The organism is Comamonas sp. lk (genome assembly GCF_900564145.1).
Taxonomy (GTDB): domain Bacteria; phylum Pseudomonadota; class Gammaproteobacteria; order Burkholderiales; family Burkholderiaceae_C; genus Comamonas.
On record NZ_UOOB01000001.1, the window covers coordinates 246,138 to 269,093 of the forward strand.

Annotated in this window: 21 protein-coding genes; 10 read left to right on the plus strand and 11 right to left on the minus strand. The window is 59.4% G+C overall.

Going from position 1 to position 22,956, the window contains the following annotated elements; translation table 11 throughout:
- Positions 1-14: 14 nt before the first annotated feature.
- Positions 15-1,139 carry an efflux RND transporter periplasmic adaptor subunit gene (locus EAO39_RS01100; RefSeq protein ID WP_240466870.1) on the minus strand — a complete coding sequence of 375 codons (1,125 nt, stop codon included), beginning with the start codon at positions 1,137-1,139 and terminating at the stop codon, positions 15-17.
- Between the two features lie 1,093 nt (positions 1,140-2,232).
- Between EAO39_RS01100 and dinG the strand changes: the two genes are divergently transcribed.
- Positions 2,233-4,398, plus strand: a complete 2,166-nt coding sequence (gene dinG / locus EAO39_RS01105) for an ATP-dependent DNA helicase DinG (RefSeq protein WP_120965435.1) — start codon at positions 2,233-2,235, stop codon at positions 4,396-4,398.
- Between the two features lie 913 nt (positions 4,399-5,311).
- Here the strand turns inward: dinG and EAO39_RS22420 are convergent.
- The 3 genes from EAO39_RS22420 to EAO39_RS01115 all read right to left on the minus strand — a co-directional run bounded on the left by EAO39_RS22420 (position 5,312) and on the right by EAO39_RS01115 (position 7,406).
- Entirely contained in the window at positions 5,312-5,512 is a 201-nt protein-coding gene (locus EAO39_RS22420) for a hypothetical protein (RefSeq protein ID WP_162989465.1), read from the minus strand.
- 526 nt (positions 5,513-6,038) lie between these two features.
- On the minus strand, positions 6,039-6,563 hold the full coding sequence (locus tag EAO39_RS01110; protein ID WP_240467063.1) for an acyloxyacyl hydrolase: 525 nt from the start codon (positions 6,561-6,563) through the stop codon (positions 6,039-6,041).
- Positions 6,564-6,848: 285 nt separating this feature from the next.
- Entirely contained in the window at positions 6,849-7,406 is a 558-nt protein-coding gene (locus EAO39_RS01115) for a Spy/CpxP family protein refolding chaperone (RefSeq protein ID WP_120965439.1), read from the minus strand.
- A gap of 253 nt (positions 7,407-7,659) precedes the next feature.
- On the opposite strand from EAO39_RS01115, the gene EAO39_RS01120 reads away from it, so the two are divergent.
- Positions 7,660-8,706, plus strand: coding sequence for a recombination-associated protein RdgC (locus EAO39_RS01120; RefSeq protein WP_120965441.1), 1,047 nt, complete (start codon positions 7,660-7,662; stop codon positions 8,704-8,706).
- Between the two features lie 173 nt (positions 8,707-8,879).
- Here the strand turns inward: EAO39_RS01120 and EAO39_RS01125 are convergent, their stop codons facing one another.
- The 3 genes from EAO39_RS01125 to EAO39_RS01135 all read right to left on the minus strand — a co-directional run bounded on the left by EAO39_RS01125 (position 8,880) and on the right by EAO39_RS01135 (position 10,975).
- Positions 8,880-10,067 (minus strand): acetyl-CoA C-acyltransferase family protein, encoded by a 1,188-nt coding sequence (locus EAO39_RS01125; protein ID WP_120965443.1) that lies wholly within the window; start codon positions 10,065-10,067, stop codon positions 8,880-8,882.
- Positions 10,068-10,211: 144 nt separating this feature from the next.
- On the minus strand, positions 10,212-10,703 hold the full coding sequence (gene cueR / locus EAO39_RS01130; protein WP_120965445.1) for a Cu(I)-responsive transcriptional regulator: 492 nt from the start codon (positions 10,701-10,703) through the stop codon (positions 10,212-10,214).
- A gap of 77 nt (positions 10,704-10,780) precedes the next feature.
- Entirely contained in the window at positions 10,781-10,975 is a 195-nt protein-coding gene (locus EAO39_RS01135) for a cation transporter (protein WP_120970553.1), read from the minus strand.
- 296 nt (positions 10,976-11,271) lie between these two features.
- Between EAO39_RS01135 and EAO39_RS01140 the strand changes: the two genes are divergently transcribed.
- Complete coding sequence (locus EAO39_RS01140; protein WP_120965447.1) at positions 11,272-12,966, plus strand: methyl-accepting chemotaxis protein; 1,695 nt, start codon at positions 11,272-11,274, stop codon at positions 12,964-12,966.
- 140 nt (positions 12,967-13,106) lie between these two features.
- On the opposite strand, the gene EAO39_RS01145 is transcribed toward EAO39_RS01140, so the two are convergent.
- The 3 genes from EAO39_RS01145 to EAO39_RS01155 all read right to left on the minus strand — a co-directional run bounded on the left by EAO39_RS01145 (position 13,107) and on the right by EAO39_RS01155 (position 15,537).
- Positions 13,107-14,186, minus strand: coding sequence for an alkene reductase (locus EAO39_RS01145; RefSeq protein WP_120965449.1), 1,080 nt, complete (start codon positions 14,184-14,186; stop codon positions 13,107-13,109).
- A 71-nt stretch (positions 14,187-14,257) separates the two neighbouring features.
- On the minus strand, positions 14,258-14,866 hold the full coding sequence (gene gstA, locus EAO39_RS01150; protein WP_120965451.1) for a glutathione transferase GstA: 609 nt from the start codon (positions 14,864-14,866) through the stop codon (positions 14,258-14,260).
- A 74-nt stretch (positions 14,867-14,940) separates the two neighbouring features.
- Positions 14,941-15,537: an NAD(P)H-dependent oxidoreductase gene (locus EAO39_RS01155; RefSeq protein ID WP_120965454.1), complete on the minus strand. Its 597-nt coding sequence runs from the start codon at positions 15,535-15,537 to the stop codon at positions 14,941-14,943.
- A 257-nt stretch (positions 15,538-15,794) separates the two neighbouring features.
- Between EAO39_RS01155 and mnmG the strand changes: the two genes are divergently transcribed.
- The 7 genes from mnmG to EAO39_RS01190 all read left to right on the plus strand — a co-directional run bounded on the left by mnmG (position 15,795) and on the right by EAO39_RS01190 (position 21,980).
- Complete coding sequence (gene mnmG / locus EAO39_RS01160) at positions 15,795-17,759, plus strand: tRNA uridine-5-carboxymethylaminomethyl(34) synthesis enzyme MnmG (RefSeq protein WP_120965456.1); 1,965 nt, start codon at positions 15,795-15,797, stop codon at positions 17,757-17,759.
- Positions 17,756-18,418 carry a 16S rRNA (guanine(527)-N(7))-methyltransferase RsmG gene (rsmG, locus tag EAO39_RS01165; protein WP_120965458.1) on the plus strand — a complete coding sequence of 221 codons (663 nt, stop codon included), beginning with the start codon at positions 17,756-17,758 and terminating at the stop codon, positions 18,416-18,418. Before mnmG ends, rsmG begins: the two co-directional genes overlap by 4 nt.
- 96 nt (positions 18,419-18,514) lie before the next feature.
- Positions 18,515-19,126 (plus strand): LysE family translocator, encoded by a 612-nt coding sequence (locus EAO39_RS01170; RefSeq protein ID WP_120965460.1) that lies wholly within the window; start codon positions 18,515-18,517, stop codon positions 19,124-19,126.
- A 12-nt stretch (positions 19,127-19,138) separates the two neighbouring features.
- A complete protein-coding gene (locus EAO39_RS01175) occupies positions 19,139-19,909 on the plus strand; it encodes an AAA family ATPase (protein WP_120965462.1) in 771 nt (256 codons plus the stop codon).
- Positions 19,910-19,961: 52 nt separating this feature from the next.
- Positions 19,962-20,510, plus strand: a complete 549-nt coding sequence (locus EAO39_RS01180; RefSeq protein ID WP_120965464.1) for an alpha/beta hydrolase — start codon at positions 19,962-19,964, stop codon at positions 20,508-20,510.
- A 14-nt stretch (positions 20,511-20,524) separates the two neighbouring features.
- Positions 20,525-21,451: a ParB/RepB/Spo0J family partition protein gene (locus EAO39_RS01185; RefSeq protein WP_120965467.1), complete on the plus strand. Its 927-nt coding sequence runs from the start codon at positions 20,525-20,527 to the stop codon at positions 21,449-21,451.
- Positions 21,438-21,980, plus strand: a complete 543-nt coding sequence (locus tag EAO39_RS01190) for a GNAT family N-acetyltransferase (RefSeq protein ID WP_120965469.1) — start codon at positions 21,438-21,440, stop codon at positions 21,978-21,980. Before EAO39_RS01185 ends, EAO39_RS01190 begins: the two co-directional genes overlap by 14 nt.
- A 54-nt stretch (positions 21,981-22,034) precedes the next feature.
- Here EAO39_RS01190 and EAO39_RS01195 read toward each other — a convergent pair whose 3' ends face one another.
- Entirely contained in the window at positions 22,035-22,808 is a 774-nt protein-coding gene (locus EAO39_RS01195) for a class II aldolase/adducin family protein (protein ID WP_120965471.1), read from the minus strand.
- Positions 22,809-22,956: the final 148 nt, after the last annotated feature.

Here is a 22,956-nt window from a genome sequence, read left to right on the forward strand (position 1 = left end):
AACTCCTGCCGCGATTACAGCAACTGCGCCGCAGCGCCATCCAGCAGCAGACCGCCACGCACCACAATTTTCTCGCCCACCTTGAGGCCGGAGATCACAGGCACCATGCCCCGAAATGGACGACCCAGGTTGACCGTTCGGGCCTCGAATCGGTTGCCGTCGAGCTGCACAAACACCACGCTGCGGCTTTCGTCCTTGATCAGCACCGCCGAGACGGGAATCAGCATCTCATGCTGATTGGACAGTTGCACGCCCACACGGGCCTGCATGCCGGGGCGCAATGCGGAGTTCTGCTCGCTCAGCTCCACCACCACGGCGGCACGGCGGGATTCCTTGTCCAGCGTGGCCCCCAGGTGGCGCACGGTTCCTTTGATCGGCTTGGGCAACTGTGGTATTTCCACCGTCACCGAACTGCCCAGGCGAATGCCGGGCAGGTCTGTTTCAAACACTTCGGCCACCACGTTCATGGACTGAGGATCGCCCACCATGAACAGCGCGGAACCGGGCTCTACCGAGGAGCCTACGATGGCTTTTCGCTCCGCGACAATGCCAGCACGAGGAGCACGCAGATCAATGCGATCAGCACCACCGGAGCCCAGCAATGCAGCTGTACCCTGCGCGCGAGAAAGCTCTTGTGATGTCTCGCGCAGCTTGGCCTGCGCAGCACGCAGATCCACTTCCACACCCACCCCTTTGTCGACCATGTTTTGCTGGCGCTGGGATTCGACCACCGCCACATCGTGCGCGGTCTTGGCTGCGGCCACTTCATAGCGTGTGCGCAGCGCATCAGGGCTGACCAGGGTGGCCAGCACATCGCCGGCCTTGACCATATCTCCCACGTGCGCATTGACGCTGACCACACGTGCCGTCACGGGAACGGAAACCGAGGCCACGCGATCTTCCGCAAAAGCCACATGTGCCGGAGCCCAGGCCGTTTGCGCTCCGGTGGGATCGGCCACCACGGCAATCTCCAGCATCTTCATGGACTCGGGCCTGACTTGCAGCACGCCCTTGGGCAGGGCGGCTGCAGGCTTGGGCGAGTCTTCCTTGGCATTCGATGAATCACAAGCTGCAAGCAGAGCGGCAACCGCCATGGCCGCCACACCGATTGCCAATCTGAACTGAGCGCGCTCCGGCATATGCGCAGCTCGTGCAAATGCTGCAAGGCTTTTCTTCATCTCTTGACCCTTTGTTCTGACTTGAAAGTGAAGCGCTGCATGGCTAGGCGCTCACCACTCCGTGATGGCAGAAATCCTAAAAAACCGGCACTCATGTGTGGGTGACGCCTTGATTACCGTTTGGTAAGCGCTTTGCCCATCAAGCCTCTCGCATGCCGCAGCCACTGTGCATTCGTACAGCTAGGCTGCTTTTCCATCAAATCCGGTGGAATGCCTTGTTTTTAAGCAAGTCACAGAAAAGTGGGTGCACTTTAGTGCATCAATCTTCGGGGCTCAGAGAATTCTCTGTATTTTTTCGTACAAGAGTATTTTTTGCAGCATTCAGAGTCCACTACGCTCCAAAAGCTCATGCCTATAGAAAAACCATAAAAAATGACTTTTGTTCAATAAATACATTTGAATAAAGCTATCAATTTTGATTTTTCAAAGTTATCCATTCGGTGGACATCTCGATAGAGTGGGCTTCGTAGAACGCAGTTAGGCACTTTCTTACCGCTAGGCTCATACAAACGACCCTCAACGAGGAAAGCGTGCACAACTTTCAGCTGCAACCGCGCAGCAAACAAAGATAAAAAATCTGTGGATAAATGACATGTGATAGTGCAGTGCAGCAGAGTGATTTCTCTGGAACAAGCTTACCCACAGCACTGGAAAACTGAAGTCAACACAGACAATTCACAGCCAACTCTGTTTTATAAAAATCTTTTTGTTCATAAAAATTTAACAATACTTTCAACAAAGAAATCAACAGAGATATCTACAAGATAAGAACAGACATACAAGCACTCCATCCTGTGGATAATTTTCTTGACAACTACCGCATCTGGAATCCACAACTAGAATGGATAACCAAGAAACAAGAGGTGGACAAACATCGGCGATGCAGAGTCCGAAGCGAAGCAGGCATCAGATGTATCGCCCTCAGTAAGGCATACAGGATCGCTGTTTTGTATGCTGTATTGCATAAGAAAAACAATATTATTTAATACATATCACTGTACGAATACTTATAAAACGCCAAGACAAGTGTCTTTGCGTTCCAGATAACGCTGAAATGCATGAAAAAAAGTGGGCTCAAGAGGCCTTGAATTCCTTTGATGCCGTGGTCGGAGCCATGCCAGGTTTCCGAAATCGTGAGGGGCAGCGAAAAATGGCCGCCCAGATCGCACAGACCCTGAGCCAGGCCCAGCTGGGAAAAGTGGATGAAGATGGGCCCGAGCCCAAAAAAGCCATTGCCGTCGTCCAAGCCGGCACCGGTGTGGGCAAATCGCTGGCCTACAGCATTCCGGCCATCAGCATGGCTTTGTCACGCGGTACGCGGGTGTTGATTTCCACAGCCACGGTGGCATTGCAGGAACAGCTGGTGAACAAGGATTTGCCAGCCTTGGCCGAGAAGCTGGAACAGCCTTTCAAATTCGCCCTGGCCAAGGGGCGCGGCCGCTTTGTCTGCAAGCTCAAGCTGGAGCGCCTGGCCAGTACCGGCGAAACCCATGACGAAGCCGACGACCTGTTTGGCGAAGAGGAGGCTCAGGCCCGCGCCAGTCGTCCGCAGCACGAGTTGCAGGCGCGCATGCAGTTCTACAAATCCATGGCCGATGCGCTGGCAACCGAAGCCTGGAATGGAGACAGGGACGCGCTGGAAACGCCGCCCGAAGCCGAGGCCTGGAGCCCTGTTGCAGCCGAATCAGCCTCTTGCACCGGCAAGCATTGCCCGGCCTTCAGCAATTGCGTCTATTACGAGCGACGCAAGGATCTGGTGGCCGCTCAAGTCATTGTGGCCAACCATGATTTGCTGCTTTCATCGCTAGGCTCCAAGCTGCTGCCGGAGCTGGACAACTGCCTGCTGGTGCTCGATGAAGCCCACCATCTGCCTGCCACGGCTCTGGACCAGTTTGCCGGCGAGATGGACTTGTCGCGCCTGGGCTGGATAGACAAGCTGGCCAGCCGCGCCCTGCGGGTCAATGCCGTGGCCGAGGTGGAAGAGCTGGCCGATGTGCCCAAGCATGCCAGCGGGCTGCGCCAGCAGATGCAGGAGATGGCCAGGCTGGTGATGGAGCAGTACGGAGAGGCCCTCAAATCGCAAAAGGACAGCTATGGCCCTGCCAGGGTACGAGCCAACCGCGGCCTGCTGCCAGAGCCGCTGCTGGAGCCTTTGAGCCAGATTGCCCACCATGCCGACGGCTTTCTGGATGCGCTGCGCGCCGTCTCCAAGGCCTTGCGGGCAGAGATCAAGGACAAGCCCGAGGAAGCACGTCGACTATCCACCATTTACGCCCAGGTCGGCGCCCTGGCGCCTCGCCTGGAAGCCATCTTCAACACCACCCAGTTGCTGCTGCAGCAATCGCAGGACGAGGCAGACAGCAAGCCTGTGCCCAATGCCAAGTGGTTCACGCTGGAGACGGATGGCGAATACATCGTCGTCAAGGCCCATGCCAGCCCGATACAGCCCGGCTCCACCCTGCGCCAGCATCTCTGGTCCCAGGTGCGCGGTGCGGTGCTCACATCGGCCACGCTGACCAGTTGCGGGCATTTCGATTTCTTTTTGCGCGAGGCCGGCCTTGCGAACGACGCGGCCGTCACCACGCTGGAAGTGCCCAGCCCCTTTGACTATGCCCGCCAAGGCACGCTCGTGGCCCGGGAAACGGTCTCAGACCCGCGTGAAGCGGCCCGCTTTACCGAGGAGATGGTGGAGGCCCTGCTGACCGATCTGAGCCGCGTACAGGCCGGCGCGCTGGTCCTGTTCACCTCACGTGAGCAAATGCGCCAGGCGGTGGAGGCACTATCGACCCATATGCGCAACCAGGTGCTGGTACAGACCGCCCTGCCCCGCCCCACGTTGCTGGCTCGCCACCGCGATGCCGTGGAACTGGGCGAGCCTTCCATCATCTTTGGCATGCAGTCGTTTGGTGAGGGCCTGGATCTGCCCGGTGCTTTGTGCGAATCCCTGTTCATCACCAAGCTGCCTTTTGCCCCGCCCGACGACCCGGTGGGTGAAGCGCGAGCCGAGTGGCTGCGCAGCAGCGGCCGCAATCCCTTCAACGAACTGGTGGTGCCTGCCACCGCCATTCGCCTGGCCCAATGGGTGGGCCGCGCCATCCGTACCGAGGAAGATCGTGCCCATGTCTACTGCTACGACAAGCGGCTGACCGGCACCAGCTATGGCCAGCAGCTGATCAACGGCTTGCCGCCTTTTACCTTGCAGCGTCAGCCCGTGCGATAAGCACTTGCACAGCAGGCCGGTTCAGGGAAGATCGGCTTGCGGGCATGAGACAAGAGGCTTGCCGGCCTCAGCCTGCGTTTTCATGCCGTGTTTCGTGCAGGGGACAAAACGGCAGCAGCAAGCCTGAGGCGGGCTTTAGTCAGCTCCTGCTCGCCTTTTCCCGCATGCCTTGCGTGCATGCAGATGCACCAAGCGCTTTTGCTCACTATTTCGAAGCCGATCGCGAGATCGTGATGGGGGCTCCAGGTCCAGGGCTTTGCCCAAATCAGAAGATGTTGTCGGTTCATGAACAACGAGCCCTGTTGCCTCTGCAGGGTGTAAGTTTTCTAACAAAACTGCCCCAGACATCGAGCGCTTCCAATGCTTGGTGCTGGTCTCGCTACACAGCGCCTGATGTCTTGCGCTTCAAAAATCTCCAGCTGAAATCGCCATCGGGCTTTCCACCGGTGATGAAGAACTGAATCGGACATGGACGAAATTCAGTCATTCATCAATGACATGGGCGACTTTTTTAGCCTGGGTAAAGACTGCAATCTTGTACCGACCCACTGAGTCTTCACATAAAAATTCAATAAAAACAATCATCTACAAAGATCATTGAATTTTTTTGAACACAAGTAGCCCATGCTGGAGATCACTTGGATCGCCAAAACAAGCGTTTTTCAAGCCCAGGGGACTTACCCACCGCTGTGCAGAACATTCTGTGGATAACTTCCTATTCAAAGGCTTTGCCAAAGAGATTTATCCCCAGCTGCTTTAGTGCAGGGAGCGCATCTTACGTCAAATTTTTCAGATGCGGCGCGTGTATTTCGATAAAGCCCTTGATTTCCGCAATTGCTCTCGCGGCAGCGTGTTTGAAGCGCGATATCGATTGCTGAAGAGCGGCTGTTTTCATGCTGAACGGCGTTGGACTCTAGTTGTTCTTTAAAAGTCTTATAAAAAAATAGTCGTAGTAATAGAGCACAGGTTTTTCTGTTGATAACTCTTGAAAACCTATAAAAATCAAACCCGTTTTCCAAGAATAAGCATGTGTACAGAGGGCTGTTCCTGCTGTCTTACATCCATGAATAGTTTTGCTGAAACCGGCTTGTCTGTGGAAAACATGAATTTTCATACGCAGATATCCACAGTTTTATACGAATTGAGTTTTTGTTTGTTAAACGCCTTTAAACGTTGATATATATAGATTTTTAGCTATTGTTTTGATAGTTAATGACTCAGACCACTGCGATTGGACACATGGCATGGATCGGATGTGATCACCGATCAAGCGTTTTCCGTCAAACCGGAAGGCGTTTTTTTTTCCTAAGCCATGGCTGCCCTGTGAAAAAATGCCTGTGGTTGTTATTTCTATTCCTAATTTTTTTAATTAGTAGTAATAGTAAGTACTCTACTTAAGTGTGAATAAGATTAAAAAACACTTATAAATCAATCCATTAGAATGAGTGAAAGTCTGTGACCGAACCCCTGCTGCTGCTGTCGCTGTTTTGGGTACAACTTTGAGATGCCTTTTCTTTCTGTGGAAAACATTGAAATAAGCCAATTTTTATCACCATGTTTATACACAGGCTGCTTGATCTTCTGGGGACACAAAAAAGCCACCCGAAGGTGGCTGGAGCAGGACGGTGGCGATGCCGGTTTCAAAAGCTGCGTGCGTAGCGCAGTTGCAAAAAGTTTTCTCCTGGATTGGGCTGTCGGATACCGGCGTTGGAGTAGTGCGCCAGCCGCAAGCTGATTTCGTTTTTCAGCTGTTCACCAAACAGATAGCCCACGCCGATGTGGGTCGCAAAGTTGTAGCGTGTGGAGAACGTGGTGTGATCGCTGATATAGCGGCGGTTGCTTGCCAGGCTGACGCCCAGCCCGGCTTCGGCAAACCAGGGAGATTGGCCCATGGATGGACGCCAGCGCAGCACGGGTTGGGCTCCCAGAATCCAGGTGGCTTTGTCCTCGCCCTGATAGGGAGCAGACCAGCGGCTGACCCATAGATCCCAGTGGCCTGTGACCAGTCCTGAGCCCAGTTGCCAGCTCCAGCTGCGCCAGGGCAGGGTGAGCCCCAGAGTCCAGCTTTTGGCGGCCTGCTCGGCCTGACCATACTGCAGGTAAACGCTGGTTTGCTGCGCCGGGGCTGTTTGTGCAAAAGCTGTGCAGCCGAAGGCGCCAAGCATCAGGATGATGTGGTGGCCTGCTGTCTTTTTTGGCTTATTCATATGAACTCCCTCCAACGTTGCATCAATCGGGATGGAGTGCAGATAGCTTGCCTGGTGCTGGCTATTGCAACTGCTGTGGATATGAATTTAGGAAGCTGTGCCCAGTTTGGCTGTCAGCAAGCAGGGGGCTCTGAAGTCAGCCAAGGTGCGGTGAGCTGTCGCACGGGCCATGAAAAAAGCCCCCGGCCTTGGAGGCCAGAGGCTTTTGAGAGCAGGGCGAGCGCCTGGGCGCTGCCGGCTTGCTTATTTAGCTGCAGCTGGTGCGGGTGCCGGGCGTTCCTGTCCGGGCTTGCCACCATGATGGCCATGGTGACGCGGGCCGTGGTCCTTGTGCATGCGCAGGCTGGCTGCATCAAAGGTCTTTTGCTGGTCTGCGTTGAGCTGGGCGTAAAACGCCTTGGTGGCTTCTGCGCGGCGGTCCATTTCGGCATTGCGCTGGGCACGCAGTTCACGCATCTTGTCGATACGTTGGGGCGTGGTCAGCTTGGCAAAGGCTTCGCGGTCCATGCGGGCAGGGCGCTCGCCAGCGGGTTTCATGGTGCTGGCATACGTTGTCCAGGCTGCTTCCTGAGCGGCAGTGAGCTTCAGATCCGCCTTGAATTGGGCCATGCGCTTTTGCATCTGCTCCTGGCGATCGCCACGCTTGTCGCTGCGATGCTTGCCTTGTTCATGTGCGGTCTGGGTGGCGGCAGCTTTGTCGGCTGCGGGTGCTGCCGTCTGGGCAAAGCTGGGCAGGCTCAGAGATGCGAGCAGGGCCGTGGCAACGGCGGCACCGGTGAGAGTCTGGCGAAAGCGGGTCATATCAATTTCCTTTCAGAAGAAGTGCAAGCACTGGCCGCTAGTTCTTGCGCATCAATTGGCGTTCGGCAGCGGATGGGGCAAGTGTGAGCTGCTCATGTTTCTGCTGCGTGAGGTTTTGCAGCCGCTCTGTAAAGTAATAAGAAGTTTGCCCTGCTGCAACAAGCGCTTGCTTGGGCACAATGCATAGGTGGGCTGCCCGGGTTGTGACCGGATGCAGCCGGAATTTCTGCACAAGTTTGATTGAAGGTTTTTGATGTTCAAAAACATGATTGTTTATCGCATTGCCGAAAGCTGGCAGGGCGATCTGCAGGCGCTGGAAGATGCGCTGCAAAAGACGGTGTTTGCCGAATGCGGCGCAACCCAGGAGCGCTCGGTAGGCTGGGCGCCGCCGCGTGGCGAGCAGCATGGGCCGCTGGCCGAATCGGTGGCCGGCCAATGGGTGATGCGCTTCATGAGCGAATCCAAAATGCTGCCGGCCAGCGTGCTCAACCGCAAGGTCAATGAAAAGGCCGCGCACATCGAGGCCACCGAGGGCCGTAAGCCCGGCAAGAAAGAGAAAAAAGAGCTCAAGGACGAAGCCAAGCTGGATCTGCTGCCCATGGCGTTTACCAAGCAGGGCAGCATGTGGGTGTGGATTGATCCGCAGGCCCGCACGCTGGTGCTCGATACCAGCGCCCAGGGCCGTGCCGATGAAGTCGTGACCTTGCTGGTTGAAGGCCTCAGCGGATTTTCTCTGGCGCTGGTGGATACACAGACCAGTCCGCAGGCTGCCATGGCGCACTGGCTGATGACGCAGGAGCCACCTGCAGGCTTTACCGTGGATCGTGAATGCGAGCTCAAGGCGGCAGACGAATCCAAGGCCGTGGTGCGCTATGCACGCCACCCGCTGGATATCGACGAGGTGCGCCAGCACATAGAGCACGGCAAGCTGCCGACCAAGCTGGCCATGACCTGGGACGACCGCGTGAGCTTTGTGCTGTCCGAAGGTCTGCAGATCAAGAAGATTGCGCTGCTCGATGCCGTGATGGATGGCCAGTCGCAAGACGATGGCGGCTTTGATACCGATGTGACCATTGCCACGGGCGAGTTGTCGCGCCTGATTCCCGATCTGATCGAGGCTCTGGGCGGCGAAGGCCGCACGGGGCTGGGCGATGGGTTACCGGCTTCCCTGCAAACGGCTTTACCCGCCGCTGAAACCTTGCCTGTGCGTCTGGCCCAGGGTCGCCCAGCTGGCAAGGGCACGGTGACTGGTCCTGCCACGGCACCGGTGGATTCGGCTCCCGAAGAAGCACCGTTTTGATGGCGATCTAGATGCTATTGATTCAATAGCTTTATGCGTTTGATTTTTCTCGATTTCAAATGATTCTTGTCTTGAATCGTTTGTTTATAAAGCGCTGGCAGCTATCAAATCAATAAACAACAAAGGCCTGCCGGATCACTTCGGCAGGCCTTTTTGCTGAGTCGACTAGAGACTTACACGCGCTCGAAAATCGCGGCAATGCCCTGGCCGCCGCCAATGCACATGGTCACCAGCGCGTAGCGGCCGCCCGTGCGGTGCAGCTCGGCAATCGCCTTGGTGGTGATGATGGCGCCGGTCGCACCCACGGGGTGGCCCAGGGAGATGCCCGAGCCATTGGGGTTGACCTTGGCCGGATCCATGCCCAGCTCCTGGATCACAGCGCAGGCCTGGGCCGCAAAGGCTTCGTTGGCTTCGATCACGTCCATGTCCTGGATCTTCAGGCCGGTACGGGCCAGCACCTTCTGGGTGGCGGGCACAGGGCCAATACCCATGTAGGCAGGCTCCACACCGGCGTGGGCATAACCCACCAGGCGGGCCAGGGGCTTGGCACCGGCGGACTTCAGGGCCTGCTCGCTCATCATCAGCACGGCAGCGGCGCCGTCGTTGATGCCGGAGGCATTGCCGGCGGTGACGGTACCGCCTTCTTTCTTGAAGGCGGGCTTCATGCCGGCCAGGGTCTCCAGCGTGGTGCTGGCACGCACATGCTCGTCGGTGTCGAACCGCACCACGCCCTTGCGGGTGGCGATTTCCACGGCCACGATCTGCTCCTTGAAGCGGCCGGCTTCAATGGCGGCTGCTGCACGTTGCTGGCTCAGCACGGCCAGCTCGTCCTGCATGGTGCGGCTGATCTGGTAGCGCTCAGCCACGTTCTCGGCCGTGATGCCCATATGCAGTTTTTGCCAGGGGTCGTGCAGGATGCCCAGCATGTAGTCGATGCTCTTGGTATCGCCCATGCGTGCGCCCCAGCGCGAAGCCATGTCGAAGTAAGGGCCGCGGCTCATGGATTCGGAGCCGGCACCGATCGCCACTTCGCAGTCACCCAGGGCAATCGCCTGGGCGGCCGAGACAATGGCCTGCAGGCCGGAGCCGCACAGGCGGTTGACGTTGAAGGCCGGCGTTTCGATGGGGCAGCCCGCATCGACGGCCGCCACGCGCGACAGGTAAGCGTCCTTGGTGTCGGTGGGAATCACATTGCCCATGACCACATGGCCTACGGTGTCGGCCGCAATGCCGGCGCGCTCTATGGCCGCCTTGACCACGGTGGTGGCCAGTTGGGTGTTGGGTACGTCCTTGAGTCCGCCACCAAACGTGCCTATGGCGGTACGGGCGGTGCTGACGACGAAGATATCTCTGGTGCTCATGCTCTGTGTCTCCTCCATTGCAGGGCAATGGCAGTGCGGGCTGCGAAGGTGAGCCCGTCAAACAGAACATTCTGCAGTACTTGTGTTGTTCAGCACAATCACCTGCGTGCCAGCCAGCGCCACCAGGGCTGTTGAAGCCCTGGTCTATGCGGCAGCGTTGTTTCGAGGCGCCGACCGCCTTGGAGTCGGGGAGGATGCGGTGTCTGCGCTGGCCAGATCGTCGAGGATGGGGCAGTCGGGCCTGTCATCCCCATGGCAGCAGTGCACCAGGGTTTGCAGCGTGCGCTGCATGGATTGCATGGCGGCAATGCGCTCGGTCAGTGCCGCAATATGTTTCTGCGCAATGGTCTTGACCTGGCTGCTGGCGCGGCCCTGGTTGTGCCACAGGCCGAGCAGGGTGCCGATCTCTTCCATGGAAAAGCCCAGATCGCGGCCGCGGCGAATAAAGCGCAGGGTATGTACATCGGCCTCGCTGTACTGGCGGTAGCCGCTGTCCGTGCGATACACGGGGCGCAGCAGCCCTTGGGCTTCGTAATGGCGCACCATGCGGGCTGATACTCCGGCGCGGCGTGCAGCCTCGCCTATCACCACAGGCCAGTTCTGAGCGCTTTTAGCAGTAGGGTGGGGGCTTGGCATGGGTTGTCCTCAAAAAGCGCGCCAGCGGCCTTTTTCAGGGCTTGCTGTGCCGCTGGCGCTGGGGGGCTGTCAGGTGCTTAGGCGACTTTGTAGCCTTCTTCGGCAATGGCGGCCGACAGGGCTTCGCGGCTGGCGCTGCTGTCCACTTCCACGCGGTTGGCGCTGCGGTCGATCTTGATCTGGGCCTGTGCGTCCACGCCCTGGATGGCGTTGGTCACAGAGCGCTCGCAGTGGCCGCAGGTCATGCCTTGAACTTCAAAAACTTGTTGCATACATAGCTCCTTTGAACGGTAAGCCACCGGGCTGGTGGACTCCATGGCCTGAATCATCAACTTTGACATCATGGCAAGGTCAAGCCGGGTACAAGACGCTGTTGCCAGCGAGGTTGATCTGACGCAACAAAGCTTTCTCGCACTCAGACATTGCCCGTGTGGCAGTGGCCTGCCGCTCAGAGTACGCAGTTCCCGATATGAACATTTCCCTAGTTTCTGACAAGCTGAAACAATTTGTGTTTCTAGTGTAAAAGACAGGTCGCGGCCGATACGAGCCAAGACAAGAGGGAGCTTTGATGAATATGTTGGGAATGATGCGCGGCTTCACCATACGCACGCGCATGCTGGGCGCCATTGGCGTGGTGATGGTTTTACTGGGTCTGCTGGGCGGCGCCGGCATGCTGGGCATGTTCCGCATCCAGAGCCTGAGCCAGGATTTCATGAGTGGCCCCTATGTGAAGATGGGACACATGGCCCAGTTGCGCAGCGAGCTGGGTAGCGTGCGCGCCTCCGAGAAGGACATGATCATCCAGTACGAGCGCCCCGAGGAAGTGCGCAAGGCGTATGAGCGCTGGGCGGGCTTGATCGAGCAGACCAAGACCACGCTGGGCCGCTTTACGAGCGACCGGGATGCTCAGGACGATGTGCTTGCCGAAAGCATCATTACCCGCATCGACAACTACCGCAAAGCGTTCGAGCCGGTGGCCCGTCAGCTGGAGGCCGGAGGCTATGACTCGGCCACCATCGCCAACCGTACCAGTGCCAAGGCGCTGGCCGAAGTGATGGAAGCTGAAAAGCTGCTGGCCCAGCTCGATCAGATGCTGCATCAGCTGTCGGACGTGCAGGCTGCCGGCGAGCAGGAGGTTGCTAGGCAGACGCGCTGGCTGTTCATCGGAGCCGTGTTGCTGACTCTGTTGGTGGTGATTCCGCTGACGCTGCTGAACATGCAGTCGATCTGCGCGCCGCTGGTGAGTGCGCGCCAGATGGCTTTGACGATTGCCAATGGCGATCTGTCGCAAAAAGTGGCGGTGACGGGCAAGGACGAGCTGTCCGATCTGCTGCGTGCCCTCGATCAGATGCAGCAGGGCTTGAGCACCATGGTGATTCAGGTGCGCGATGCCAGCAGCAATATCGCAACCGCCAGCCAGGAGATTGCCACCGGCAATCAGGACCTGTCGGCCCGCACCGAGCAGACGGCCAGCAATGTGCAGGAAACCGTGGCTTCGCTGTCCCAGTTGACGGCCACGGTGCAGCAGACGGCAGCGTCTTCCCAGCTGGCCAATCAGCTGGCCTCGTCGGCATCGGGTACGGCACAGCAGGGCGGTCAGATCGTGGGCCGGGCCGTGGTGAGCATGCAGCAGATTTCCAGCTCCAGCCGCAAGATCGGCGACATCATCGGGCTGATTGATTCCATCGCCTTTCAGACCAATATCCTGGCCTTGAATGCTGCCGTGGAAGCGGCCCGCGCCGGTGAGCAAGGCCGAGGCTTTGCCGTGGTGGCCGCCGAAGTGCGCAGCCTGGCCCAGCGTTCGGCACAGGCGGCCAATGAGATCAAGGGCCTGATCCACACCAGCGGACAGGCCGTGGACGGCGGCGTGCGCGAGGTGGAAGACGCCGGCAAGACCATGAAGGAAATGGTGGAGAGCGTGCAGCGCGTGGGCGACATCATTGGCGAGATTTCCGCGGCTGCCAGCGAGCAGTCCATGGGCATCGGTCAGGTCCATCAGGCCGTGGGCGATATCGAACGCATGACGCAGCAAAATGCCGCGCTGGTGGAGGAGTCTGCTGCCGCTGCCCAGTCGCTGCGCGAGCAGGCTTCGCGATTGGCGCAACTGGTCAGCCAGTTCCGTGTGGCCGCAGGTTCCGAGCTTGCACCCCTGCGTTCGGCGCGTGGCTCCATGCCCGCACCGCGTCCGGGGCTGGCACCTGCTTCGCTGGCCGATCGCAGCCTGACAGCCCAGAAGGAGCAGCCTTGGCTCGAGCAGTTCTGAGCTGAACCAAGCACCATGAAAAATGCCCGGATGCAGTGATGCACCGGGCATTTTTTAATGAACGTATAGCTATACGAATAGAAGCTGATAGCGCTTTGTTTTCAGGCCTTACCAGCCTTTTTTAGCTAAAAAATTTTGCCTCAGGCTGCTGCGGGATAGTCGGTATAGCCGTCTGCTCCGCCGCCGTAAAAGCGGCTGCTGTTCCAGGCGTTGAGAGGTAGGTTCTCGCGCAGGCGGTGTACCAGATCGGGGTTGGAAATAAAGGCTTTGCCAAAGGCCACCATGTCGGCGTAGCCGCTCTCCACGGCCTGCATGGCCAGCTGGCGGTCATAGCCGTTGTTCACCATCCATGCACCCTGGCCGCCGGCATCACGGTAGGCGGCCTTGAGGGCCGCGTAGTCGAAGGGGCGCTCGTCAATCACGCGCGGGCCGCCGGTAGCGCCTTCGATCACATGGATATAGGCCAGGCCCAAGGGTGCCAGCTGGCGCACCAGGTACTCGAACAGGGCTTGCGGATGGACATCATCAATATCGTTGGCGGGTGTGACCGGAGAAATGCGGATACCGACCTTGCCGCTGCCTATGGCATCGGCGACGGCACGTGTGCATTCCAGCATCAGGCGAGCGCGGTTTTCCATGCTGCCGCGCAGAAACTGGTCCAGCAGATAGCCGTTGGCTCCGTGCAGTTCCACGCCGTCAAAACCTGCGCTTTCCACGGCCGCGACGGCGGCCTGGGCAAAGCTGCGAACAATGCCTGGCAGCTCTTGCTGTTGCAGCGCACGCGGCACTGAGGTGGGCACAAAACCGGCTTCACCGGTTTCGCGGTTGATCACATAGGTTTTGGATTTTGCAGCCACATCCGTGGGGCCTACAGGCGCCTGGTTGTCGGGCTGTACCAGGGTGTGCGAGACGCGGCCCACATGCCACAGCTGGGTGACGATGCGCCCGTTCTGCTGGTGCACGGCATCGGTGACCTGCTTCCATGCCTTGAGCTGCTGCTCGGCATACAGGCCGGGTACATCGGCATAGCCCTGGCCCTGGGCGCTGACGGCCGTGCCTTCGCTGATCAACAGACCCGCCGTGGCACGCTGGGCGTAATAGGTGCTCATCATCGCCGTAGGCACGGCATTGGGGGCGCGGTTGCGTGTCAGCGGTGCCATGGCTATGCGGTTGGGCAAGGTCATGGTTCCGGCGGTAATGGGGTCGAACAACGAGGTCATGCAGAGCTCCAGAAGACAAAAAGCCCGGTGTTGTTCGCCGGGCTTTTCAGTTTGCGCGCGCTTGAAAAAGCTTACTTGAGCAGGCCTTCTGCCCTCATCGCGGCCTGCACCGCAGGGCGGGCCAGCACGCGTTCGCGGTAAGCGAGGAGGTGTTGCAGGCCTGAGATGTCCAGACCCACAAACTGGGCCCAACCGGTGACGGTGAATAGATAGGCATCGGCCACGCTGAACTGGTCGCCCATCAGGAATTCCTTGTTGCCCAGTTGCTCATCCACCCAGGTCAGGCGTTTGAGCACGTTGGCGCGCACCACAGGCTTGAAGTCATCGGGCGTAGCTGGATTGAACAGGGGGGCGAAGCCCTTGTGCAGCTCGGTGCCGATGAAGTTGAGCCACTCTTGCAGGTGGTAGCGGGCCATGGTGCCGTTGGCGGGTGCCAGATTCTTCTCTGGAGCCTGATCGGCCAGGTACTGGACGATGGCCGGACCTTCGTGCAGCGTGTCTCCGTTGTCGAGCACCAGAAAGGGCACATAGCCCAGCGGATTGATGCTGTAGTAGTCCGTACCATCCTGCAACTGGTGGCTCTTGGTGCTGGCGAGAATGGCTTCATGCGGCAGACCTGTTTCGTGCAACACGATATGCGGAGACAGGGAACAGGCGCCAGGGCTGTAGTAAAGCTTCATGTCGAGTGGCTTTCTTTCAGTTGAAAAGACAAGCCTCCATGCTAAACCGTAAGCATGTCGTCTGCATGCCTGGTTCAGGAGGCCGTAGTCTGCAGCCGGTCTGCGGCCCACAGCACTTGTTCAATCAGGGCTTGCATGCCGGAGATATCCTGGCTTCGGGTCAGCTGTGCTTGTGCGTCAAATGCATCGGCCGCATGTGCTACCGCATGGCTGCGCGGGGCCAGCCAGCACTGCAGATTGAGTAGCAGAGGGGCCAGGTGCGATTGGGCGCGCAGGCCGCCCAGGCCTCCGGGCGAGGCACTGGCCATGCCGACCACGGTATCGCGAAAAGGCAGCACGCCATCCGACCATTGCGCATCGCCTTTGATCGGGCTGGAGGCCCAGTCGATGGCGTTCTTGAGCAGGGCGGGATAGCTGCCGTTGTACTCGGGGCAGCAAATGATCCAGGCCGCATGGCGGTGTAGGATCTGCTTGAGGCGGATCACGTCGGCGGGAGTGCCCTGTGCCTCCAGGTCGGCGTTGTACATGGGAATATCGAAGTCCGACAATTCCAGCAGGCTCACTTGCGCGCCCAGTTGCGTTGCCATCTCCGCTGCGGCCTTGGCCAGTTTGCGGTTGTACGAGTCCTGGCGGGTACTGCCCGCAAAAATCAGTATTTGCATGCCAGCCATTGCAGCACAGGCAGTACGCATTTTTCCTGCTTCAAATGCCGTATCAGGGCAAGTGCTAGGTCAAGGGTTTCAGCGGCTGTTTCACGTGAAACAGGGCTGCAGACCCCTGGCAGGGCATTGTTGGTCCATTGGTGGGAAAATTGCGGGCTCCCCGCTGGGCTGGGCATCTGTACGAAGGATGTTCGTCCGCCATGAGAGCCGAAGCATGGGCGCTTCGTTGCGGGGTCCAAGGGCCGGGCGTGGCCCGGAGCAAGAACATGTTGTACCCACAGGAATTTGATGTGATCGTGGTCGGTGGCGGCCATGCCGGCACCGAGGCCGCGTTGGCGGCTGCGCGCATGGGCAGCAAAACGCTGCTGCTTACCCACAATATCGAAACCCTGGGGCAGATGAGCTGCAACCCCAGCATCGGCGGTATTGGCAAAGGCCATCTGGTCAAGGAACTCGATGCCTTGGGCGGCGCCATGGCGCTGGCCACGGACAAGGGCGGCATTCAGTTCCGCATTCTCAACAGCTCCAAAGGCCCGGCGGTGCGCGCCACCCGGGCCCAGGCCGACCGCATTCTGTACAAGGCAGCCATTCGCGAGATGCTGGAGAACCAGCCCAATCTCTGGCTGTTCCAGCAGGCGGTAGATGATTTGATGGTGGAGGGCGACCGCGTGGTCGGTGCCGTCACCCAGGTGGGCATACAGTTCCGCAGCCGTACCGTGGTGCTGACGGCCGGCACTTTTCTGGATGGCAAGATCCACGTCGGACTGAACAACTACGCTGCAGGCCGTGCCGGCGATCCTCCTGCCGTGTCCCTGTCGGCTCGTTTGAAGGAGTTGAAGCTGCCCCAAGGGCGCTTGAAGACCGGTACGCCTCCGCGCATTGACGGCCGTTCCATCGACTTCAGCCAGTGTGACGAGCAGCCGGGCGACGGCATGCCAGGTGGCGTGAACGAGGGCGAAGTGCCCGTGTTCAGCTTCATGGGAAATGCGGCCATGCACCCCAAGCAAATGCCTTGCTGGATCACGCATACCAATGCGCGCACGCATGAGATCATCCGCAGCGGCTTTGACCGCAGCCCCATGTTCACCGGCAAGATCGAAGGCGTGGGCCCGCGTTACTGCCCCAGCGTCGAAGACAAGATCAACCGTTTTGCCGACAAGGAAAGCCATCAGATTTTTCTGGAGCCCGAAGGCCTGACCACTAACGAGTTCTATCCCAACGGGATCTCGACCAGCCTGCCATTCGATATTCAGTACGATCTGGTGCGCTCCATGAAGGGGCTGGAGAATGCCCACATCCTGCGCCCCGGCTACGCCATCGAGTACGACTACTTTGATCCACGCTCGCTCAAGAGCAGTTTCGAGACCAAGCAGATCCAGGGCCTGTTCTTTGCCGGTCAGATCAATGGCACGACGGGCTATGAAGAAGCCGCAGCCCAAGGTCTGTTTGCCGGTCTGAATGCGGCGCTGCAGTGCCGAGGCGAAGGTCCATGGACGCCCGGGCGTGACGAAGCCTATCTGGGGGTGCTGGTGGACGATCTGATCACCAAGGGCGTGACCGAGCCCTACCGCATGTTCACCAGCCGTGCCGAGTTCCGTCTGCAGCTGCGTGAAGACAATGCCGATATGCGCCTGACGGAAGAGGGGCGCAAGATGGGTCTGGTCGGCGACGATCGCTGGGAAGCTTTCAGCCGCAAGCGCGATGCTGTTTCACGTGAAACAGAGCGCCTCAAATCTACTTGGGTGAACCCACGCATTGTTTCGGCCCAAGAGTCCGAGCGCGTGCTGGGCAAAGCCATGGAGCGGGAATACAACCTGTTCGATCTGCTGCGCCGCCCCGGTGTGGACTATGACAAGCTCATGAGCCTGAATGAAGGCAAGTATGTGTCGGCCGATGTGCAGCCGGAAGTGCTGGGCTGCCTCAGTGCCTCTGTGATCGAGCAGGTGGAAATTACGGCCAAGTACTCCGGCTATATCGACCGCCAGAAAGACGAAGTCGAACGGGCTTCGCATTTCGAGAAGCTGCGCCTGCCGCTGGACTTTGATTACATGCAGGTTGCAGCCCTGTCCTTTGAAGTGCGCCAGACGCTGCAAAAGCACAGGCCCGAGACCCTGGGTCAGGCTTCGCGTATTTCGGGCGTGACGCCTGCTGCCATCTCCCTGCTCATGGTCCACCTCAAAAAAGGCGGTTTCAAGGGCTTTGCTGCAAAGAATGAAGAGGCCGCTGCATGAGCCAGGCATTGCGCACCCAACTGGAAGCCGGCGTTGCCAGCCTGCAACTGGAGCTGACACAGACGCAGATCGATCTACTGATGAACTTTCTCGATCTGCTGCAAAAGTGGAACAAGGTCTACAACCTGACGTCGGTACGCGATCCGCAGGAGATGCTGACCCACCATCTGCTCGACAGTCTGGCCGCCGTGCCTGCGCTGCTGCGCCATGTGAAGACGCTGCCGGTGGAAGAGGGCCAGCGTCTGCCCTTGCTGGATGTGGGCTCTGGCGGCGGCCTGCCCGGTGTGGTGTTCGCCATCTGCTGCCCGCAGATCGATGTGAGCTGCGTGGACACCGTGGGCAAGAAAGCCGCCTTCATTCAACAGGTGGCGGCATCGCTGCGCTTGCCCAATCTGCACGGCATTCATGACCGGGTCGAGAACCTCAAGACGCTGTACCCCGTGATCAGCTGCCGGGCCTTTGCCTCGCTGCTGGACTTCACCACCTGGTCGCGCAAGGCACTGGCGGCCGATGGCATCTGGTTTGCCATGAAGGGCAAGCACCCCGAAGAAGAGATGGCGGCCCTGCCTGCCGACGTGAACGTGTTCCACGTGGAACCTTTGCAGGTACCGGGTCTGGATGTGGAGCGCTGCGTGGTCTGGCTGCGCGCTGCGGCCTGACTTTTTACAAACGTTTATCGGCCGCATCTCCGTGCAGGGGGTGCGCAGGTAACGGCCCTCGCATAAACTCCATGTTTTCCATCGCGCAGGGTTTGAATGTTTGGCATCTCTGATTACGGTGCGTTTGTTGCGGCAGTCACCGTTTTTTTGCTGATTCCTGGGCCGGGAAATCTGGCTCTGATCACCTCCACAGGCAAAGGCGGGGTGCGCGCCGGCATGGCGGCCTGCTTCGGAGTCATTGCCGCAGACCAGGTGCTGATGTGGCTGGCGGTGGCCGGAGTCGCCGCCGTGCTGGCCGCCTATCCCGCCGCTTTTCATGCCGTGCAGTGGATTGGCGCCGCATACCTGGCCTGGCTGGGCTACCGATTGCTCACCGCCAAGCCCGGTGACGCCCCCCCGATACAGATCCAGCCGCGCCAATATTTTCGTCAAGGCGCCTTGATCACCTTGATGAACCCCAAGGCCATTGTTTTTTATATGGCTTTCTTCCCCATGTTTGTGGACCCCGCCCGTCATCAAGGCCTGCTGACCTTTGGCGTGATGGCTGCCACCGTAGCCGTCATCACTTTCATTTACAGCGCCATCGTCGTGACGCTGACCCGGCTGCTGGCAGATCGCCTGCGTGCCAATCCTGTGGTGGTGAAGTGGCTGGAAAAAACAGCCGGTGTGTTTTTGATCGGTTTTGGCCTCAAGCTGGCCTCCAACTAAAAAGTGAAATCCATGGCCAAAATTTTCTGCGTTGCCAATCAAAAGGGTGGAGTAGGCAAGACCACGACCACGGTGAATCTTGCAGCCGGTCTGGCCAAGGTGGGCCAGCGCGTGCTGCTGATCGACCTGGACCCGCAAGGCAATGCCACCATGGGCTCGGGCGTGGACAAGCGCGCGCTGGAGCTGACGGTGTACGACGTGCTGCTGGAGAATGCCTCTATTCAAGAAGTGGCGCTCAAGTCCGAGCAGGTAGGCTATGACGTGCTGGGTGCCAACCGCGAACTCTCGGGTGCCGAGATCGAGCTGGTCTCGCTGGAGCGACGCAACGAGCGGCTCAAGAGCGCACTCCAGGCGGCCGAGGCCGACTATGACTTTGTGCTCATCGACTGCCCGCCCTCGCTGTCCATGCTGACGCTCAACGGCCTGTGCTCGGCCCATGGCGTGATCGTGCCCATGCAGTGCGAATACTTTGCGCTGGAAGGCCTGACCGACTTGGTCAACACCATCAAGCAGGTGCATGCCAACATGAACCCCGATCTGCAGATCATCGGTCTGCTGCGCGTGATGTTCGATCCGCGCACCACGCTGCAGCAGCAGGTCAGCGATCAGCTCAAGGAGCACTTTGGCGACAAGGTGTTCGATACCGTCATTCCCCGCAACGTGCGTCTGGCCGAAGCGCCCAGCTATGGTCTGCCCGGTGTGGTGTTCGATGCTTCGGCCAAGGGCAGCAAGGCCTTCATCGAGTTTGCCGAGGAAATGGTGCGCCGCATCAAGAAGATGTGAATGTTTCACGTGAAACTGGCCTCACTCTCTTATCCATCAAGCGCAGTCAGCTATGACATCTGATGCATTGAATCCTCAGGATGTCTGGCTGCTGCCCGGCTGGCAGAACTCCGATGACGGCCACTGGCAAAGCCTGTGGCAGCAGCGCTACGGCTACCAGCGCCTGGAGCAGCACAACTGGCAGCATCCGCTGCGCGGTGACTGGAGCATTCGCCTGCAGGAAACCGTGCTGGACGCACCTCGCCCCGTGACCTTGGTGGCCCATAGCCTGGGCTGCGTTCTGGTGGCCTGGTGGGCCGCGCATTCCCACGCCGCCAAGACCCGGGTGCGTGGCGTGTTGCTGGTGGCCCCCGGCGACACCGAGCAGGACAGCCTGCGTGCGGCCGTGCCGGGCTGGTCGCCTGTGCTGCTGCAAACACTGCCCTTCCCGTCGATACTGGTGGCCAGCGAGAACGACCCGCATTGCTCTCTGGAGCGTGCCCAGACCATGGCCCAGGGCTGGGGCAGCCGCATGGTGAATGCGGGCGCAGCAGGTCATCTCAACACGGCCAGCGGATTAGGACTCTGGGACAGCGGCCATGCGCTGCTGCACACCCTTTAAGGAAAGATCAAGCAATGGTGACAAAGAAGCCCAAGGGCTTGGGACGCGGCCTGGAGGCCTTGCTAGGCCCCAAGGTCAGTGAAAAGGACGATACCGGTGCCAAGGCGCAGGCCAGCCTGCCCAGCGTTTTGTCGCTGGAGGTGATGGTGGCCGGCCAATACCAGCCGCGCACGCGCATGGATGAAGGCGCGCTGTACGAGCTGGCCGAGAGCATCAAGGCCCAGGGCATCATGCAGCCGATTCTGGTGCGCCAGCTGGTCAAGGGCAGCAACGCGGGCAAGTACGAAATCATTGCCGGCGAACGCCGTTTCCGTGCTGCCCGTCTGGCCGGTCTGGCCGAGGTGCCGGTGCTGGTGCGCGAAGTGCCGGACGAAGCCGCTGCCGCCATGGCGCTGATCGAGAACATTCAGCGCGAAGACCTCAACCCGCTGGAAGAAGCGCAAGGCCTGTCGCGTCTGGTCAAGGAATTTGGCCTCACGCACGAGCAGGCGGCTCAGGCCGTGGGCCGTTCGCGCAGCGCCGCCACCAATCTGCTGCGCCTGCTGAATCTGGCCGAGCCCGTGCAGACCATGCTGATGGCCGGCGATATCGACATGGGCCATGCGCGTGCCCTGCTGACGCTGGACCGCGCTACGCAGATCACGGCCGGCAACCAGATTGCGGCCAAGAAAATGTCGGTGCGCGAGGCCGAATCGCTGGTCAAGAAGATCGGTGCCGAGTTCAGCCTGACGCGCCAGAACGTCAAGAAAGACGGCAAATCCCGTGACGTCAAACGCGTCGAGGAAGAGCTGTCCGATCTGCTGACGGCCGAGGTGGAAGTGCGCATCAAGAAGACGGTGCGTCGCCACGGCAAGACGCAGGAGCTGGGCGAAATCGCCATCCAGTTCGGCTCGCTGGACGAGCTCAACGGTCTCATCGAAAAGCTGCGTGGCCAAGCCTGAACGTTTGACCACGCCACGGCTGGTGCTGCGGCAGTGGGAGCCGCAGGACTTCCAGGCATTCGCGCAGCTCAATGCCGACCCCGAGGTCATGCGCTACTTTCCCGCCACGTTGGACAGACAGTCCAGCGATGCCTTGGCCACCCGCTGTCAGGCCTTGATTGCCGAGCGTGGCTGGGGCTTTTGGGCTGCCCAAGACATCGCTACGGGCCGCATGGCGGGAATGATAGGCCTGCATATTCCGACGGCGGATCTGCCTTTTTCGCCTTGCGTGGAAATCGGCTGGCGGCTGGCCAGGCCGTTCTGGGGCCGAGGTCTGGCGACCGAAGGGGCGAAAGCCGCGCTGGATTTTGCCTGGAATGTGCTGCAGCTCGACGAGGTGGTTTCGTTCACGGCGGTGCAGAACCTGCGGTCTCAGGCCGTGATGCAGCGCCTGGGAATGCAGGCCGATGCCCAGACCTTTATGCACCCGGCCTTGCCAGCGGACCATGCACTGGCCGAACACTGTCTCTACCGTATACGCCGCCGCTGAGGTCGCAAAAAAGGCATCCCACTGGATGCCTTTTTTGCATCTGCGCGGGCCGCTTCAGCTCCTATAACCGGGGTCGATGCGATCGAGTTTGCGCAGCAGCGCCGGCCAGGCAAACTGCCCGCCCAGGCCGCCGGTCTGCACCTGCATGGCATGGGCCACGCCTTCAATGATTTGCGGATTCACCTGCGTCAGCTCGCTGCCGCCGGACTGGGCGGCCAGCTGGATCTGGCAGGCGGACTCGAACACATACATGGACAGAAAAGCATCGGCAATCGTGGCACCGCAAGTCAGCAGACCGTGGTTGCGCAGCATGAGAAAGTTGGCCGTGCCCATATCGGCCTGCAGGCGCGGTGCCTCGGCTTCGCGAAAAGCCACGCCCTCGTAGTCGTGATAGGCCAGAGAGGCCAGGACAAAAGTGCTTTGCTGGCTGATGGGCAGCACACCGTTTTTCTGCGCCGCCACGCCCACGCCGGCCCGCGTGTGGGTGTGCAGCACGCATTGCACATCGGGGCGTACGGCATGCACGGCGCTGTGGATGACGAAGCCGGCCGGGTTCACGGGAAACGCGGACTCCATCAGCTTGGTGCAATCCATGTCCACCTTGATCAGGGACGAGGCGGTGATTTCGTCAAACATCAGCCCATAGGGGTTGATCAGAAAGTGGTGTTCGGGGCCGGGCAGGCGGGCGCTGATGTGGGTGAAGACCAGATCGCTCCAGCCGTATTGCGCCACCAGCCGGTAGCAGGCGGCCAGGTCCACGCGCAGCTGCCATTCTTCGGGGCTGACCAGATGCTGCACGCTGGGTATGTTCAGGCAAGTGGAAGTCACGGCTTGTCTCCTTCATTGTGGTGCTCATCAATGTAGGGACTCGGCGCGCCTGGGTCTGTTGATTAGGTGACAGAGAGGCCCATAAAAAAAGGAGCTGGCAGCACCAGCTCCTTATGGATCTCAGATTGAAATCGGTCTGCAGTTCAGA

Excerpts from the sequence above, each read along its gene's own strand:
- EAO39_RS01180 (WP_120965464.1), top strand. The coding sequence starts at position 19,962 with ATGACATCTGATGCATTGAATCCTCAGGATGTCTGGCTGCTGCCCGGC.
- mnmG (WP_120965456.1), top strand. The coding sequence starts at position 15,795 with ATGTTGTACCCACAGGAATTTGATGTGATCGTGGTCGGTGGCGGCCAT.
- EAO39_RS01120 (WP_120965441.1), top strand. The coding sequence starts at position 7,660 with ATGTTCAAAAACATGATTGTTTATCGCATTGCCGAAAGCTGGCAGGGC.
- rsmG (WP_120965458.1), top strand. The coding sequence starts at position 17,756 with ATGAGCCAGGCATTGCGCACCCAACTGGAAGCCGGCGTTGCCAGCCTG.
- cueR (WP_120965445.1), bottom strand. The coding sequence starts at position 10,703 with ATGCCAAGCCCCCACCCTACTGCTAAAAGCGCTCAGAACTGGCCTGTG.
- dinG (WP_120965435.1), top strand. The coding sequence starts at position 2,233 with ATGCATGAAAAAAAGTGGGCTCAAGAGGCCTTGAATTCCTTTGATGCC.
- EAO39_RS01140 (WP_120965447.1), top strand. The coding sequence starts at position 11,272 with ATGAATATGTTGGGAATGATGCGCGGCTTCACCATACGCACGCGCATG.
- EAO39_RS01110 (WP_240467063.1), bottom strand. The coding sequence starts at position 6,563 with ATGCTTGGCGCCTTCGGCTGCACAGCTTTTGCACAAACAGCCCCGGCG.
- EAO39_RS01175 (WP_120965462.1), top strand. The coding sequence starts at position 19,139 with ATGGCCAAAATTTTCTGCGTTGCCAATCAAAAGGGTGGAGTAGGCAAG.
- EAO39_RS01135 (WP_120970553.1), bottom strand. The coding sequence starts at position 10,975 with ATGCAACAAGTTTTTGAAGTTCAAGGCATGACCTGCGGCCACTGCGAG.
- EAO39_RS01115 (WP_120965439.1), bottom strand. The coding sequence starts at position 7,406 with ATGACCCGCTTTCGCCAGACTCTCACCGGTGCCGCCGTTGCCACGGCC.
- gstA (WP_120965451.1), bottom strand. The coding sequence starts at position 14,866 with ATGAAGCTTTACTACAGCCCTGGCGCCTGTTCCCTGTCTCCGCATATC.
- EAO39_RS01125 (WP_120965443.1), bottom strand. The coding sequence starts at position 10,067 with ATGAGCACCAGAGATATCTTCGTCGTCAGCACCGCCCGTACCGCCATA.
- EAO39_RS22420 (WP_162989465.1), bottom strand. The coding sequence starts at position 5,512 with ATGAAAATTCATGTTTTCCACAGACAAGCCGGTTTCAGCAAAACTATT.
- EAO39_RS01145 (WP_120965449.1), bottom strand. The coding sequence starts at position 14,186 with ATGACCTCGTTGTTCGACCCCATTACCGCCGGAACCATGACCTTGCCC.
- EAO39_RS01155 (WP_120965454.1), bottom strand. The coding sequence starts at position 15,537 with ATGGCTGGCATGCAAATACTGATTTTTGCGGGCAGTACCCGCCAGGAC.
- EAO39_RS01100 (WP_240466870.1), bottom strand. The coding sequence starts at position 1,139 with ATGCCGGAGCGCGCTCAGTTCAGATTGGCAATCGGTGTGGCGGCCATG.
- EAO39_RS01185 (WP_120965467.1), top strand. The coding sequence starts at position 20,525 with ATGGTGACAAAGAAGCCCAAGGGCTTGGGACGCGGCCTGGAGGCCTTG.
- EAO39_RS01170 (WP_120965460.1), top strand. The coding sequence starts at position 18,515 with ATGTTTGGCATCTCTGATTACGGTGCGTTTGTTGCGGCAGTCACCGTT.